The organism is Gemmatimonadaceae bacterium (assembly GCA_020851035.1).
Taxonomy (GTDB): domain Bacteria; phylum Gemmatimonadota; class Gemmatimonadetes; order Gemmatimonadales; family Gemmatimonadaceae; genus JACMLX01.
The window spans coordinates 194,548-211,070 of the sequence record JADZDM010000025.1 but is presented as its reverse complement, the minus strand read 5'-3'; the positions used below and the strand labels follow the sequence as shown (position 1 = coordinate 211,070).

Annotated in this window: 14 protein-coding genes; all 14 read left to right on the top strand. The window is 70.7% G+C overall.

The features are described from left to right. Nucleotides 1-3: 3 nt before the first annotated feature. The 14 genes from IT355_18255 (at nucleotide 4) to IT355_18190 (ending at nucleotide 16,522) form a co-directional block, all read left to right on the top strand. A complete protein-coding gene (locus IT355_18255) occupies nucleotides 4-831 on the top strand; it encodes a hypothetical protein (GenBank protein ID MCC7055223.1) in 828 nt (275 codons plus the stop codon). 23 nt (nucleotides 832-854) lie between these two features. Next, nucleotides 855-1,970: an o-succinylbenzoate synthase gene (gene menC / locus IT355_18250; protein MCC7055222.1), complete on the top strand. Its 1,116-nt coding sequence runs from the start codon at nucleotides 855-857 to the stop codon at nucleotides 1,968-1,970. Nucleotides 1,971-1,988: 18 nt separating this feature from the next. Then, a complete protein-coding gene (locus IT355_18245) occupies nucleotides 1,989-3,221 on the top strand; it encodes an amidohydrolase (protein MCC7055221.1) in 1,233 nt (410 codons plus the stop codon). Between the two features lie 94 nt (nucleotides 3,222-3,315). Further along, a complete protein-coding gene (locus tag IT355_18240; protein MCC7055220.1) occupies nucleotides 3,316-4,509 on the top strand; it encodes a GGDEF domain-containing protein in 1,194 nt (397 codons plus the stop codon). 150 nt (nucleotides 4,510-4,659) lie between these two features. After that, nucleotides 4,660-5,901 (top strand): alkaline phosphatase family protein, encoded by a 1,242-nt coding sequence (locus IT355_18235; protein MCC7055219.1) that lies wholly within the window; start codon nucleotides 4,660-4,662, stop codon nucleotides 5,899-5,901. A gap of 57 nt (nucleotides 5,902-5,958) precedes the next feature. Next, nucleotides 5,959-6,963 (top strand): NAD(P)H-quinone oxidoreductase, encoded by a 1,005-nt coding sequence (locus IT355_18230; GenBank protein MCC7055218.1) that lies wholly within the window; start codon nucleotides 5,959-5,961, stop codon nucleotides 6,961-6,963. A 182-nt stretch (nucleotides 6,964-7,145) separates the two neighbouring features. Continuing rightward, nucleotides 7,146-7,526 (top strand): 30S ribosomal protein S6, encoded by a 381-nt coding sequence (gene rpsF, locus IT355_18225; protein MCC7055217.1) that lies wholly within the window; start codon nucleotides 7,146-7,148, stop codon nucleotides 7,524-7,526. A gap of 3 nt (nucleotides 7,527-7,529) precedes the next feature. Next, nucleotides 7,530-7,754 carry a 30S ribosomal protein S18 gene (locus IT355_18220; protein MCC7055216.1) on the top strand — a complete coding sequence of 75 codons (225 nt, stop codon included), beginning with the start codon at nucleotides 7,530-7,532 and terminating at the stop codon, nucleotides 7,752-7,754. Between the two features lie 7 nt (nucleotides 7,755-7,761). Then, entirely contained in the window at nucleotides 7,762-8,784 is a 1,023-nt protein-coding gene (locus tag IT355_18215) for a DUF2232 domain-containing protein (protein ID MCC7055215.1), read from the top strand. A gap of 18 nt (nucleotides 8,785-8,802) precedes the next feature. After that, entirely contained in the window at nucleotides 8,803-9,246 is a 444-nt protein-coding gene (locus IT355_18210; GenBank protein ID MCC7055214.1) for a 50S ribosomal protein L9, read from the top strand. A gap of 299 nt (nucleotides 9,247-9,545) precedes the next feature. Next, on the top strand, nucleotides 9,546-9,926 hold the full coding sequence (rsfS, locus tag IT355_18205) for a ribosome silencing factor (GenBank protein MCC7055213.1): 381 nt from the start codon (nucleotides 9,546-9,548) through the stop codon (nucleotides 9,924-9,926). Between the two features lie 52 nt (nucleotides 9,927-9,978). Continuing rightward, entirely contained in the window at nucleotides 9,979-13,380 is a 3,402-nt protein-coding gene (locus tag IT355_18200; protein ID MCC7055212.1) for a PD40 domain-containing protein, read from the top strand. A 110-nt stretch (nucleotides 13,381-13,490) separates the two neighbouring features. Beyond that, on the top strand, nucleotides 13,491-15,122 hold the full coding sequence (locus IT355_18195; protein MCC7055211.1) for an SPOR domain-containing protein: 1,632 nt from the start codon (nucleotides 13,491-13,493) through the stop codon (nucleotides 15,120-15,122). Continuing rightward, nucleotides 15,122-16,522, top strand: a complete 1,401-nt coding sequence (locus IT355_18190) for a hypothetical protein (protein MCC7055210.1) — start codon at nucleotides 15,122-15,124, stop codon at nucleotides 16,520-16,522. Before IT355_18195 ends, IT355_18190 begins: the two co-directional genes overlap by 1 nt. The last annotated feature ends 1 nt before the right edge of the window (nucleotide 16,523 follow it).

Here is a 16,523-nt window from a genome sequence, read left to right as displayed (position 1 = left end):
CGCATGCCCCTGCCGACCCCCGGATTCGCCCTCGCCGACCTCACCATCCGCGACCTCGGCACCCTCGAAGACTACGACGCCGCCGTGGCGCTCCAGGACGAGACCTGGGGCCACGGCTTCGCCGAGCGCGTCCCGGGCGCCATCCTCCGCGTCAGCCAGAAGATCGGCGGTGTCACCGCCGGCGCCTTCACGCCCCACCACCGGCTCGTCGGATTCGTCTTCGGCATGACCGGCGTGCGCGATGGACAGCTCGTCCACTGGTCCGACATGCTCGCCGTGCTCCCCGAGGCGCGCGGCATCGGCCTCGGCGAGCGCCTCAAGCAGCACCAGGCCGACACCGTCCGGCGCCTCGGCGTCACCCGCATGTACTGGACCGCCGACCCCCTCGTCGCCCGGAACGCACACTTCAACATCAACCACCTCGGCGCCGCCCCGCACGAGTACGTCGAGAACATGTACGGCGAGAACACCGGCAGCGTGCTGCACGGCGCCATGCCGACCGACCGCTTCGTCTACCACTGGGCCCTGGACGCCGCCGGCGCGCACCGCGCCGGCCTGCCCGCCGACGGCGACGACCGCCTCCCCAGCGCCATCACCATCGGCCGTGACGGCACCCCCGTGGCCGTCTCCACCGTGGATGCCCGGCATCTCCGCGTGCCGCTCCCCGACGACCTCACCGTCGTGCAGGCCGCCAGCAGCGACCGCGCCCTCGCCTGGCGCATCGCCGTGCGTGCCGCCTTCACCCGGCTCCACGACGGCTGGCGCGTCACCCGCTTCGTGCGCAGCGCGGCCGGCGCGCTGCCATACTACGTGCTCTCCGCCCCGCTCTGACCCGACCGCCCCAGCCTCCGCACATGCTCCAGATCACCGGCATCACGCTCCGCGAAATCCGGCTCCCCCTCCGCGAGCCGTTCCGGATCTCCTCCGGCACCATGACCGACCGTCGCATCGCACTGCTCGAGCTGCACGATGCCAGCGGCGCCAGCGCGTGGAGCGAATGCGTCGCCGACGACCTCCCGAACTACACCTCGGAGACGATCGACACCGCCTGGCTGGCCATCAGCCGCTGGATCGCGCCCCGTGTCATCGGGCGCCGATTCAACGCCCCGGGCGACGTCTTCGCCGTGCTCGAGGAGGACTTCCGCGGGCACCTGATGGCGAAGGCCGCCGTCGAGATGGGGATGTGGGGGGTGGAGTCGGTGCGCATCGGCACGCCGCTCGCGCGGCTCATCGGCGGCACCCGTGCCGCGATCCCGGTCGGCATCTCCCTCGGTATCCAGGCCTCACCCGAGGCGCTCGTCGGGAAGGTGCGCGCCGCACTCGACGAGGGGTACCGCAAGATCAAGCTCAAGATCATGCCCGGAAAGGACGTCGCATACGTGCGCGCCGTGCGCGAGGCCTTCCCCGACGCCCCGCTGATGGCGGATGCCAACAACGCCTACACCCTCGACGACGCCGAGGCGCTGGTGGCGATGGACGCGATGAACCTGATGATGTTCGAGCAACCGCTCGCGTGGGAGGACATCGTGCGGCATGGCCAGCTCCAGCGCATGCTGAAGACGCCGGTGTGCCTCGACGAGTCGATCACCTCCCTCGCGCGCGCGCAGGACATGGTCACGCTAGGCGCCGGCCGCCTGATCAACATCAAGCCGGGACGGGTGGGCGGCTTCGCGGAATCGCTGGCCATCCACGACTTCTGCGAGGCCAACGGCATCCCGGTCTGGTGCGGCGGCATGCTCGAGAGTGGCATCGGTCGCGCGTACAACGTGGCGCTCGCGTCGCTCAGCAACTTCCAGAAGCCGGGCGACCTGAGCCCGAGTGCGCGGTACTGGGCACGCGACATCGTCACGCCGGAGTGGACCATGGACGCCGAGGGCATGGTGCAGGTGCCGCGCACCAGCCCGGGCATCGGCGTGCAGGTCGACGTCGACCGCATCGACGACCTCACGGTCCGGACGGAGTCGCTGTAGTCCGCCGCGGCGCTTGCCGTGTCACCACGCCACCACACCGACATGACCGCCGGCAACGTCCCGCTTGCCCCCGCGCGCGCCACGGACCGCTTCAGTGACGCGCAACTTGCGGCGCTGCTCACGCTCCGCCGCACGCTGCACCGGCATCCCGAGCTGTCGAACGCCGAGCACGAGACGGCCGCCCGGCTGGTCGCGGCGCTCGAGTCGATCGGCGTGGACGGGATCCGGCGCGTGGCCGGCACCGGGATCGTCGCGCGCCTCCCCGGGCGTGACCGCCATGCGCCGGTCGTCGCGCTGCGCGGTGACATCGATGCGCTGCCGATCACCGAGGCCACGGGCCTGCCATTCGCCTCCGTCACGCCCGGCGTGATGCACGCCTGCGGGCACGACGTCCACGCCACCTGGACCATCGGTGCAGCGATGGACCTGCTGCGCGAACCGGCGGCGGGAGACGTGCTGCTCGTGCTGCAACCGGCGGAGGAGATCGGGGCCGGCGCCATCGCGATCCTCGCCAGCGGCGCCCTCGACGGTGTGTCGGCGATCTTCGGTGGGCATGTGGACCGGCGCTTCACGGTGGGTCAGGTGGTGGCCGAGGCCGGGCCGCTCGCCGCGTCGGCCGACGAGTTCACCATCACGCTGCACGGACGCGGCGCACATGGCGCGCGTCCTCAGGAGGCGGACGACCCGATCGTCGCCGCCGCGGCGGTCATCACGGCGCTCCAGACCATCGTCGCCCGGCGCCTGGACCCCGCGCGGCCTGCCGTCTGCACCGTCGGCAGCATCCACGCCGGCGTGGCACCGAACGTGATTCCGGAGACGGCGGAGCTGACCGGGACCCTCCGCGCCATGGATCCCGACACGAGGGCGCGACTGGTGACCGAGGTCACCCGCATCGCGCGTGACGTCGCCGCCGCGCACAACGTGGTGGCCAGCATCACGATCGGGCATGGCACGCCGCCGATCGTGAATCCGGCGCGCGAGGCGGCGTGGGCGCGCAGCGCCGCCATCCATGCCCTCGGTGACGACAGCGTGGTGCCGTTCGGCATCACCAACATGGGGGGCGAGGACTTCGCCTTCTACATGGAGCGGATCCCCGGCTGTTTCCTCCGCATCGGCGCCCGCAACCCGGGCGAGGAACCCACGGCGGCTCACTCCCCGCGCTTCGACGTGGCCGAGGGGGCCATCGTGACCGGGGCGGTGGTGCTGGCGGCCTGTGCCCGCGAGGCATCCCGGGCCCTCGCGACGTCCTGACGCGACGCCGGCGCACCATCCGGGTGCAGGGGATTCAAGCATCCCCGACAGCCTGCCGATGCTCTGGGGAAACCCCTGTTCACCCGGGACGTGCATGTTCTTCCAGAGAAAAGCCGCCGCGCCGCGACCGGCCCCAGCGCACAGCACGCCGGACACCGAGCCGGCGGGCGCCCCGCCGCGGGCCCCGGCCGCGCCGTCGGGCGACGTGAGCGCGGTCATCGACGCCCTCGGCGGCGTGATCAGTGCGATCGCGCGCTTTCCCGTCGACCTCCCGCACCGGCCGGCGGCCGACACCACCCGCGAGATGACCGCCTGGCAGCGCCACGCCACGCTCGGCATGCCGCTGGAGGAGTCGGACGACGGCAGCGCGTCGGTCGGCTTCCACGACCGTGACTGGAAGGGGCTGGTGCGCGCCGTCGCCGCACTCCGCCGCGACGAGCAGCAGTCCGTGGAATCGCTCGTCTCCGAGCTGCGCAGCGCGCTCTGGACCTGCGTCTCCGCCGTGCACCAGGCGGTGCGCATCGACGACACCACCGAGGCGAGCACCGCGTCGCAGCTCACCCTCGTGCGCAAGGTCGTGAGCGGGTCGCAGATGAGCACCATCAAGGACGACGTGCTGAGCGCCATCAGCGAGATCGATCGTGCACTGAAGGAGCGGCGCGAGGAGCAGCAGCGGCAGTACAAGTCGCTCGCGAACTCCCTCGACTCGCTCGGCCGGCAGCTCGAGGAGGCACGCAAGGAGAGCGAGACCGACCCGCTCACGCGCGTCGGGAACCGCAAGCACTTCGACCTGATGGTGCAGCGCGCCGCACAGCTCTTCTCGCTCAGCCGGGCGCCGATGACGCTGCTGATGATCGACCTGAACAAACTGAAGGTGATCAACGATTCCTACGGGCACCCCGTGGGCGACCTGGCCATCCAGAGCGTGGCCGGTGCGCTCTGGAAGGTGTTCCTGCGCCAGTCGGACGTGATCTGCCGGTACGGCGGCGACGAATTCGCGGTGATCCTCAACGGGTGCGAACTCCCCGTGGCGCAGACGCTGGCGAAGCGACTGGTGGAGCTGGTCCGCGCACTGCCCTTGCCCAGCCCGCAGATGGAGTTCGCGCTCGGTGCCTCGGTCGGCGTGGCGCAGCTCGCCGTCGGCGAGGACGTGGCGCAGTGGGTGGACCGGGCCGACCGGGCGATGTATCAGGCGAAGCGCCACGCGACGAGCGGCGTGATGGTGGCCGATGCCGGTGGCAACTGCACCCCGACCGCCCCTGCTGGCCGGGAGCGCCTCAGCGCCTGACCCGCACGGCGGGAGGACACCGGCGCGCGCCGCCGTGATATCTTTGCGGATGCGTGCGCCGCTTCCACGGGAGCCGCACCCCCAACCGTGCCGCCAGACCCACGACGACGTGATCGACCGCACACATCCGTTTCCTCCCGGGCAGGACCGATGACGGCTGCCCGCCGCGCAGGGCCGCTGCTCCTTCTCGCCGCCGCGCTGCTCTCCGGCTTCACTCCGGTGCCCGGCCCACAGGCGCCCGCGCCGCGCCCGCGCACCGTCGTCCTCATCTCACTCGACGGCTTCCGCTGGGACTTCCTGCAGCGACCGGCCGCACGCCGCCTGCGCGCGCTGGCTGCGCGCGGCGTGCGCCCCCGCCGCATGATCCCGGCATTCCCGTCGAAGACCTTCCCGAACCACTACACCCTCGTCACGGGGCTCTACCCCGAGGAACACGGCATCGCGGCCAACGTGATGCGGGATTCCGTCCTGGGCCGGTTCGCGACGGGCAACGATCCCGCCGTCCGTGATGCGCGCTGGTTCGGCGGCGAGCCGATCTGGGTGACGGCAGAGCGGCAGGGGCTGCGCACGGCCACGTACTTCTGGCCGGGCTCTGAGGCGCCGATCGGCGGCCTGCACCCGCACTGGTACTACGCCTACGACGGCGCAACGCCGAACAGCGCCCGCGTGTCGCGGGTGCTGGAGTGGCTCGCGATGCCGGACAGCGCCGCGCCTCGGCTCATCGCGGTGTACTTCAGCGACGTCGACACCGACGCGCACAACCACGGCCCGGACTCGCCCGAGGCCGATTCGGCCATCGCGCGCGTCGACAGCGCGGTCGGCGCCATCCTCGATGGCATCGACCGGCTCCGCGCGCGCAGCCGCGTGGACGTGGTCGTCGTCTCCGACCACGGCATGGCCGAGATCGAGGCGTCGCGCACCATCTCACTCGACGACTACGTGTCGCTCGACAGCCTCGACATCGGTGACTGGTCGCCCGTCGCGACCATCATCCCGAAGCCCGGCGCGGCGGAGTACGTGTATCGCGCGCTCCTGCACGCACATCCGCACCTGCAGGTGTACCGAAAGGGGGAGCTGCCGGCGCGGCTGCACTACAACACCGGCGCGCGGGTGACGCCGATCGTGGCGATCGCGGACGAGGGGTGGTCGATCGGCACGCGGGAATACAACGCGAAGCAGGTGCCGGGCAAGGTGGGAGGCGCGCACGGCTACGACCCGCAGGTGCCGTCGATGGGGGCACTCTTCATCGGCGCCGGTCCCGACTTCCGGCGCGGGCGGGTGGTGGCACCGTTCAGCAACGTCCATGTCTATCCGCTTTTGGCGCGCCTGCTGCGTGTGCTGCCGGCGGCGTCGAGCGGGTCGCTCGACTCGGTGCGGACACTGCTCCGCTGATCGGTGCGCAGTGAACGCGGGGTGGTGCGACAGCCGCGGCCACGCGAGACTGTCGGGATGTCCCTGCCCCCAGTCATGCGCGCCGCCGTCATCACGGCCCCCGGTGCCCCGGACGTCCTCCGGATCCTCGAGCGTCCGCTCCCGGCGCCCGCGCCCGGCGACCTTCTCGTCCGGGTCCGCGCCTCGGCCGTGAATCGCGCCGACCTGCTCCAGCGCATCGGCCGCTACCCTGCCCCGCCAGGCGTCCCCGCCGACATCCCGGGCCTGGAGTTCGCCGGCGAGGTGGCCGCGTGCGGCGCGGGCGTGGAGGGATTCGTGGTGGGCGACCGGGTGTGCGGGCTGGTGGCGGGCGGGGCGCATGCCGAGTACCTCGTGACCGACGCGCGGACGGTGGCGCGTGTGCCCGACGGGATGAGCTGGGAGGTGGCGGGCGCGGCGCCGGAGGTCTTCATCACCGCCCACGACGCGATGGTGACACAGGCCGGACTGCGCGCCGGCGAGACGGTGCTGGTGCACGCGGTCGGCAGCGGCGTCGGGCTGGCGGCAGTGCAGCTCGCCACCGCGCTTGGGGCGCGGGTCTTTGGCACGGCGCGTGGCCTGGCCAAGCTCGACGCCGCCCGGGTGATGGGGATGGTGGACGGGTGCCAGCCTGGCGAGGGGGACTGGATCGCGCGCGCGATGGCGGGGTGGACCGATGGCGGTGGGGCCGACGTCGTGGTGGACCTGGTCGGCGGCGACTACACGGCCGGCAGCCTGGCCGCGATGGCGCCGCGGGGGCGCCTGATGCTCATCGGCGCGCTGGCGGGGTCGAAGGCGACGATGGACCTGCGCACCGTGCTCGGCCGCAGACTCACCATCCGGGGAACCGTGCTGCGGAGCCGCGGCCTGGACGAGCGGATGGCGGTGATCGGGGCGTACGAACGCGACGTCCTGCCGTGGCTGGCGAGCGGCCGGCTGGCACCGCGGATCGATGCCCGGTTCGAGCTGGCCGAGCTCGCGACGGCGCATGCGCTGGTGGAGTCGAACGGGACGGTGGGCAAGGTGGCGCTCCGGTTCGACTGACCCGGTTCGACCGGCCCGGTACCACCACGGCCTCGGCCGGCATAGCTTTGGAGGCTGGTCCGCATCAGGCACATGGCCGGTGCGGCACAACGGGCACCCCGATCCGGGGCGCCCCTCATTCCCCTCCTCCTGCGTCGGCAACCCGCGGGGGGCGGTTCTGACCACAGGGAGGATTGCCACTCGTGACGACGATTCTGCGTCCGTACGAGGCCGTCTACATCTTCGACAGTGCGCTCGAAGATGGTGTGATCGCCGAGAAGCTGGCCAAGCATCATGGCCTGCTGTCGCTGGCCGAGGAGGCCACGCTGGACCTCTGGGGCCGGCGCCAGCTCGCCTACCAGATCAAGAAGAAGGACACCGGCTACTACGTCGTGGCCCGCTTCACTGCCGAGACGGGCAAGCTGCCCGAGTTCGAGCGGTCACTGAAGCTCGACGACGGTGTGCTCCGCTATCTCATCTCGCTGCATGAGCACGAGCTGGGAGCCCCGCCGCTCACCGAAGAGCAGCTGGAAGCCAAGCGCCGCGCTGAAGAAGCCGGCGATGACGACGACGACGAGGATTAGCCCATGGCCCGCCGCAACAAGAAGCCCAGCCCGGTCAACGAGGCAGGCATCCGTTTCGTGGATTACAAGGACGAGCGCTTCCTCAGCCGCTTCATCACCGAGAACGGCAAGATCCTGCCGAGCCGGTTGAGCGGTGTGGACGCCCGTCACCAGCGCCAGCTGGCGTCGGCGATCAAGAAGGCGCGCTACCTCGCGCTGCTGCCGTACACCCGCTCGAGCAAGGCCTGACGGGACGATGACGGACGCCACCACGCCGGCGCCGCGACGTGGCTGGTGGTGGCTGGGGCTGGCGGTGATCGGGTACCTGGTCGCCGCGAACCTGCCCATCGCACACACGCTGCTGCCGGTGCAATCCGCCCTGTCGGTGCTGTTGCCTGCCCTCGCCGCGTGTGCGTTGGTGGGGTGGTGGCGCGGGGGCAGCCTGCCGCTGGCGATCGCGACGGTGGCGGGGGCGACGTATGTCGTGTGGGTGGCGCTGCGTGGTGGGGTCAGCAGCGAGATGCTCACGACGGGGTGGACGGTGCTGGCGGCCGGCTGCCTCGGGATCACGCTGCTCGCAGCGCGGTCACGGCATTTCCTGGTGCGTGGCGTGGTGGCGGTGCTCTCGGCGCTGCTGCTCTCGGCCGTGCTGGTGGCATCGACACCGTCGGGCCCGGCCAGCTTCGAGCGGACGGTCACGTCCACCCTCGAGGTGCGGGGCAAGACGGAGGTGGACAACTGGCGGCTCTTCCGCACCGGGATGGAGCGGGAGAACGCCAGCCGGCCGGACAGCGCGACCGTGGCGGTGCTCGATGCGTTCGAGACGAGCCTGGCCGGGTTGCCGCAGATGGCGCGACTGGTGCTGCCGGCCCTGCTGGCACTCCAGACGCTGGTCGGGATGGCGATCGCGTGGGCGCTCTTCCATCGCTTCAGCCGCACGCGGCTGGGCGAGGGGATCGGTCGGCTGCGGGATTTCCGGTTCAACGATCACTGGATCTGGTCCGTGATCGTGGGGCTGGTGGTGGCGCTGCTGCCGGCGCTCGAGGCGCTGCGTCCACTCGGCATCAACCTGCTCGTGTTCTTCGGTGCGCTCTACGCCCTGCGTGGCGCCGCCGTGCTGGCGTGGTTTCTTCGTCCGGGGCGTTCGCTGCTCGGCCTGCTCGTCGGGGTGGCATTGCTGCTGCTGCTGCGCGACGGGGCCGCGATCGCACTCGGTTTGGTGGGACTGGGTGATACTTGGGCCGACTGGCGACGCCGGATCCGGCCAGCGGTTTCCTGATTCGAGGAGGGTGATCTGATGGAAGTGATTCTTCGGCAAGCGGTGGACAGCCTCGGTCATGCGGGGGACCTGGTGAAGGTCTCCTCGGGGTATGCCCGCAACTTCCTGCTGCCCCGCGGCATGGCCCTCCCGGCCACCGACGGCAACAAGAAGCGGATTTCGATGGAGAAGGCGAAGCTGGTGGCCGCCGAGACGGCCCGCGTCGAGGCCGCCCAGGAGCTGGCCAAGGCCTACGCCGACCTCTCCATCACCTTCGCCGCCCGCGTGGGCGAGGAAGGCAAGCTGTTCGGGTCGGTCACGGCCGGCGACATCGCCGAGCAGCTGAAGGCCCAGGGCCTGAACGTGGAGAAGCGCCACGTGGACCTGCACGAGCCCATCAAGGCGCTCGGCGTCTACAAGGTCGCCATCAAGCTGCACGCCGACGTGAAGCCCGAAGTGAAGGTGTGGGTCATCAAGGGTTGAGCCGGGCGGCCCGGCCGGCTTGCCGACCGGGAATCGATGGCAGGCACGGGGCGTCTCCTCTTCCAGGCCGGATGGGGGGGGCGCCCCGTGTCGCGTGTCCGGCCGTGTGGTGGACGCCGGATGTGACGGGACCGATCGGCCGGATGGTAAGCGCGATGTCGGTGCCGGCCCGCCGGTCCAGTGTGTGGTTCAGGGTGCGACGGGTTAACCTATCTCCGGTCGCTCCCGTCGCTCCCGTCGCTTCCGGTGACGGGTCCCTGTGCCAAGAGGCGGGCCCCGGCCCGCCGTTCCTTTCTTCGATGACTGCATTGACTCGCACGACCCGCGCGGCAACCAAGGCGGAGGCGAAGGCCCTGGCGATCCGCGCAGCCCGGCTGATGAACGACTTCAAGGGGACGGATATCCAGGTGCTCTCCCTGGCCGGCCTCACCGACATGACGGATTTCTTCGTGATTGCATCCGGCACGTCGGATACGCACGTACGGAGCATGGCGGACCACGTGGTGCGCACGCTGCGCGAGGGCGGCGAGCGCGTGACCCACGCGGAGGGGGTCGAGCAGGGGCGCTGGGCCCTGCTCGACTACACCGACGTGGTCATCCACGTCTTCCACCCCACGCTGCGGAACTTCTACCAGCTCGAGCGGTTGTGGAGTGATGCGGAACGGGTCGCGTTCGAGTGAGTCGGCGCTGAGTCAACGAGTCGCAAGGGGTCCGGGAGGACTGGGAATGGGGATGCGGCGGAATCTGGTCGTGGCGATCACCACGACACTGGCCCTGGCGTCGTCGGCTGGCGCCCAGGGGTATTTCGGCAAGAACCAGGTGCAGTACAACCGGTTCGACTGGCGCGTGCTCGAGACCGAGCACTTCCGCGTGCACTACTACAAGGAAGAGAAGGCGGCGGTGGAGGACGCGGCCCGGATGGCCGAGCGCTCCTACGCCCGGCTGTCGCGCATCCTCGGGCACCAGTTCCGCGAGCGCAAGCCGATCGTGATCTTCGCCAGCCGCACCGACTTCGCCCAGAACAACATCTTCGGTGACCTGGGCGAGGGCACCGGCGGCGTGACCGATGCCCAGCGCCAGCGCAACGTGCTGCCGCTCACGGGTGACTTCCGCACCTTCGAGCACGTGCTCACGCACGAGATGGTGCACCAGTTCCAGTACGACGTGTTCTCGCGCGGCCGCGCCGGCGCGAACCTGCAGGCCCTGCAGGCGGTGAACCCGCCGCTGTGGATGATGGAAGGGATGGCCGAGTACCTGTCGCTCGGCACCGACCACAAGTTCACCGACATGTGGCTCCGGGATGCCGCCATGAACGGCGACATCCCGACCATCGAGCAGATGACGATGTACCCGGACCAGTGGTTCCCCTACCGCTTCGGGGAGTCGCTGATGCGCTACATCGGCGAGCGCTGGGGTGACCAGGTCATCGGGCAGATCCTCGAGGCGCTGCCCAATGTCGGCGTGGAGCGCGCGTTCAAGCGCGAACTCGGGCTCTCGCTCGAGGAACTCGGCGACGACTGGAAGGACGCGCTGCAGAAGCAGTTCCTGCCGACGGTCGTGAACCTCGACCGGCCGCGCCGCTTCGCCGAGAACCTGCTCAACCCGAAGAAGAGCGGCGGCAACATCTTCCTCGCGCCGACCCTCTCGGACGACGGCTCGAAGGTGGTGTTCCTCTCCAACGGCAACTACCTGCGCGGCGAGGTGTTCATCGACCTCTGGCTGGCCGATGCGCGCACCGGCAAGCGGATCCGCCGCCTGGTGAAGAGCACCACCAATCCGAATGCGGAAGAGCTGCGACTGCTCTACAGCCAGAGCGCCTTCTCGCCCGATGGCAGCCAGGTGGCGTACGTCGGCCAGCGGAACGGCAAGGACGTGCTCTACCTCACACGCACGCGCGGCGGTGACACGCGCCGCATCGACCTCCCGGTGGACGGGGTGCTGAGCCCGGTGTTCACGCCGGACGGCTCGCACATCGTCTTCAGCTCCAACAAGGGCGGCATCACCGACCTGGCGATCGTCGCCGTCGACGGCACCGGGTTCCGCATGCTCACGAACGACCGCTACGGCGACTTCATGCCGAACGTGTCGCCCGACGGCCGGACCATCGCGTTCGCGAGTGACCGCGGCGCCGAGACCGACTTCGACCTGCTCCGCTTCAGCCGGTGGAAGATCAGCCTGTACGACATGGCGACGGGCAACGTCACCGTGCTGCCCAACCAGCCGGGCCTGAACATCAACCCGCAGTGGGCGCCCGACAGCCGGAGCATCGCCTACATCACCGACCGCAACGGCGTCCCGAACGTCTTCCTCTACGACTTCGGGAACCGCGAGCACTACCAGCTCACGAACGTCGCCGGCGGCGTCTCCGGCATCACGGAGTTCAGCCCTGCCCTGACCTGGGCACGCACGGCCGACCGCCTCGCCTTCGTGCACTTCGAGAAGAAGGGCGACTACACGGTGTGGACGGTGGACAACCCGCGCGCGCTGAAGAACGAGCCGTACCGTCCCGCCACGGCGGCGCCGGCGGTGATCGCGTCCGCCGGCAGCGTCTCGGGGAACGGGATCACCATCACGGCGGTGCCGAGCGCGCCGACGACGCCCGGCATGACGCCTGGCGTGGCCGGCCAGCCGGGCACGATTCCGGGCACGATTCCGGGCACGACCCCCGGCACCGCGATCGGTCGCCCGGGGGCACAGCTGCCGGGGATCGGCCTGACCCCCGGCACGCCCGGCGCCGCCCCGATTCCCAAGCCGGCCGGCTCCACGCCGACCATCGTGGCCGGCCAGCGCCTGGCCGCCACCGGGAGCCGCTCGGTCTATCGCGGAGCGGAGGGGTACCGCACCTCCGACTCGCTGCCGCCGCGCGGCGAGCGTGACTCGACCGCGTTCACGGTCGACGACATGCTCGACAGCGCCGACCTGGCGCTGCCGGATCCCACGCGGTTCCGCGACGCGAAGTACAAGGTCAGCTACGAGGCGGACTATGTGGCGCGACCGAGCATCGGCTACGCGCAGGACAACTTCGGCCGCGGGCTCTTCGGCGGCACCACCGTGGTGCTCAGCGACCTGCTCGGCAACAACCGGCTCGCCTTCACGGCGCAGGTGAACGGGCGCCTGCAGGACGCGATCGTCTACGCGGGCTACACGAACCTCGGCGGGAAGCTGCAGTACAACGCCGCCATCTCGCAGTTCCCGTACTTCTTCTTCAACGGGCAGAGCGTCGTCCAGGTCTCGCCGGGCATCTACGAGGAGACGCAGTCGCTGGCGCGCTACGTGTTGCGAGACGCCGGCTTCACCTCGCTGCTCCCGAAGAACCGGTTCAAGCGCTTCGAGCTCGGGCTCGGCCTGCAGAACATCGGGCGGTCGATCCTCGACGTGGCGCGGCAGTTCAACAGCTTCGGCGAGAGCACGCAGTTCCAGATCGTGGGCGACCAGAACCTCGGCTCCCTCACGTTCCTGCAGCCGAAGGCGGCGTTCGTCTCCGACAACACGCTCAACGGCTACACCGCGCCGCTGATGGGCCGCCGCATGCGGTTCGCCTACGAACCGACCTTCGGCAGCCGGCAGTGGCACGAGTTCCTCGCCGACTACCGGCGCTACGACCCGATCCTCTTCAACTTCGTCACCATCGCCACGCGCCTCACCAGCACGGTGCGCACCGGCAAGGACGAGACGTTCTTCCCGAACTACATCGGCAACCCGAACGGCTTGATGTGGCTGCGCGGCTACGATCGCGTGAACGCGCTGAACTTCGGCTGCCAGCCGACCATCGGCGCCTCGTCGGGGTGCAGCAACACGGAGCTCCTCGGCTCGCGCGCCGCGGTGGCCTCGGCCGAGTTGCGCATCCCGCTGGTGCGGCGGTTCGAGCTCGGCGTGCTGCCGGTGCAGCTGCCGCCGGTGGACGGCGCGATCTTCTACGACGCCGGCATCGCGTTCAGTGCGGGGCAGAAGGCGTCCATTTCCCGGCCCGCGAACTACGACGCCAACACGCAGCGATTCCTGCTCCGCAGCTACGGCTATTCCATCCGGGTGAACCTGTTCAACTTCGCGCTCCTGCGCTGGGACTATGCCATCCCGCTGGACCGCCCCGAACGGAAGGGCTTCTGGCAGTGGTCACTCGGCTCGTCGTACTGACGCCGGGACCGGCCGACCCACCACACGGCACGCACGGGCGCCCGCATCTGCGGGCGCCCGTCGCATTTCAAGCCGTTTTCCGGCCGCGGTGTCACGGCTAGCTTGTGCAGGTGCGCACTCCCTTGCTCGCCCTCCTGCTGGCTCTGGCCGCCTGTTCCGGCGCCGACGATCGCGGGGCGACCTCCGCCACCGCCGCGTCGCCCGGTCCGGACGCCATCATCCTTCGTGTCCCGGCCGCGGGAGGCGCCGCCCGCGCCTATCTCTATCCGCGCCTCGACAGCGTGATCTGGCGCACGCGTGCCGCCCTGCCGGCGCACATACAGCCACTGGCGTTCAACATCGATGCCGGCACCCTGGCGCTCGCCGACAGCGCCGGCGTCGCCTGGCGGCTGACGCTCGGCAGCGGGCAGCTCGAGCGCGCCTTTCCCCGCCCCCTCGGTGAACTCGCGAGTCTCGACGGCACCGGCATCTTCGGCACCCACGAGGACTCGGTCTACCGCCTCACCGCCAGCGACGCGACGCCGTGGCAGGTACGCAGCGACGCGATGCCGTCACAGCTGCAGCCCCTGCGCGATGGCGGCGTCCTGATCGTCGCACAACGCATCGGCGAGACGCGCCTCAGCCGCTATCGCCCGCCGGCGGCCGCCGCGGTCGACACCGCGGTCTTCACCGGCACCGAGCGCCTCATCTCCGCCGCCGGCGGTGACCGCTACTACCTCAGCGACGGCCCTGACCGGCTCCGCAGCGTGCGGGCACGCGACCTTGAGCCGCTCGGCACCATCGCGATCGGCGATTCCATCGTCGCCACCGCGTCGTCGCCCAGCGGTGACCGCGTCTACGTGCTCGGCCTCGACGACGACGAGGCCCGCGTGCAGGTGATCAACAAGTACACCGACGAGGTGATCGCGAAGATCGAGGTGCCGGCGAATGCCAGCGCGCTGCGCATGGATCCCCTCGGCCGGTACCTGCTGGTGCGACACGGCCCGAGCGCCGACTCGGTGCTGGTGGTCGGCATCGCCACCGACGAGATCCTGGGACGCTTCGCCTCGCCGTGGCGAGGTGACCTCCCGATGGTCTTTCCCGACGGCCGCCTCGCCACCCTGCGGGGCAACGACGTGGTCGTGCTGTCAGCCGGTGAGTTCCGGCCCCAGGACGTGATTGCCGGCGGCGCGGCGGACATCTGGACCGCCGTGCAGTGGAACGGCTTCCGGCGGCGCGCCGGCGATCCGCCCCCGCGCGCGACGGCCGCCCTGGCCGACACCACCCGGTCCGCGAGACCCGCCGACTCCCTGGCACGTGCCGCGCGCGTCTCGGCAGAGTCCGCTTCGCGACGCGGTGACACGCTCACTTCCCGGCGCGACACCGCCACGCGGCGGGTCTCGCGCGCCGACTCCGTTCGCCGGGCTGCCCTCGCCGCCCGGGCGGACAGCCAGGGAAAGGGCAGCCGACCTGCACCTGAGCCCGCTACGGCGGTGCCCGCGCCGGCCGCAGCGCCACAAACGCCTGGTGAGCGCGGCGGCTACCTGGTGCAGTTTGCCGCCCTCAAGGCGGAGCAGCCGGCCAGGCAGCTGGCCAACGCCATCCGAGCCAACGGTGAGCGGGCGCGCGTCGTCGCGACGTCAACGAACGGGATCCCGCTCTACAGGGTTATTCTTGGTCCTTTCCGGTCGCGCGCGGATGCCGAGCGTGCCGGTCAGGCTGCCGGACGCGACTACTGGGTCTTCGAAGGGGGAACGAACTGATGGCTGCTGGAACCACTGCTGGGCTCGACTGGGAGATGCTGGGCACCGATGCGGCCCCGGCCGTGGATTCGGTGCACGCGGTGCTCGTCACCGGCATCGATCCGGTGGCGGCGGCGCATGCGGCCATCGGGATCGGTCGCATCCAGTCGCAGACGCGTCGCGTCGCGATCGGTGACCTCGTCGGCGATGTCGAGCCGCTCCAGAACCTCGTCACCGGCGATGACGCGCACGGCATCGTGGACAGCTTCCTGTATGGCGTGTCGCTGAACAAGATCGCCCGGCAGGTGGACGACGCCGGCATGCTGTTCGTGATGCCGAGCGGCACGGAACCGGTGGTGACGCCCGACATCCTCCGCAACGAGCGCTGGCGCCGGCTGGCCGCGGGATTCCGCGAGGTGGGTGCGCTGCTGATCCTCGTCGCGCCGAGTGATGCCGACGGCTTGCGCGAGCTGGCGCTGATGCTCGACGGCGTCGTGCTGGTGGGCGACGCCACGTCGGTGCTCTCGGTGCCGCGGAACTCCGTGCTCGCACACATCGATGCGCCGGCGAGCGTCGTGCCGACGGCCGTGCACGTCCCGACGAAGTCGGCGGCGGCGCCCCCGCCGGCGCCGGTGGTGCTGCCGGCGCACGTCACCGACGAGCAGCGGCCGATCACGCCGTACCCGGCGAACGACAACGGCATGCAGAAGAAGCTGCTGATCGCCGCCGGCGTCGTGATCGCCCTGATCGCCGGCTGGTTCATCGCGGGCCGTCCCGGGATGTCGGGTGGCGCGGGCGCGTCGGCACCCGTGACGCGTGAGGAGGCGGCGGCCGCTGCCCAGGGGGCGATCGCGGCGCAACTGCCGCAGGAAGCCGCCATCCCGGCGCCGCCGGCCGACACCACCACCATCGCGCGCGCCGAGAACCCGCAGGACTCGGCCGCCGCCGCGCCGTACGGCGTGGTGATCGTGGCGACGAACGACGAGGCGCAGGCGCTCGCGCGCTGGGCCGACCTCGGACTCACCCTCCCCGCCGGCACCGTCACGATGGTCCGCATCCGGGGCGAGCGTGGGCGCTTCTTCCAGATGCAGGCCGGTGCGTACACTCGCGCGCGGCAGGCGGACTCGCTGCTCACCGCGCTGCGCGCCAGTGGCAAGCTCGCGGCGGGCGCCGGTCGCGTGATCTCCACGCCGTACGCCCTGATGCTCGAGGCGGGGATCTCACGCGCCGCGGCGCAGAACGTCGCCAACGGCTACGGCCAGCGCCAGATCGCCGCGTATCCGCTGCTGCAGGCCGACGGCAAGGCCACGATCTTCGTCGGCGCATTCGAGTCACCGGACCAGGCCGTGCCGCTGATGGGTGAACTGGTGGCCAAGGGCATCAATCCGACGCTCTATTACCGGACCGGGAGAAGTTTCTGAC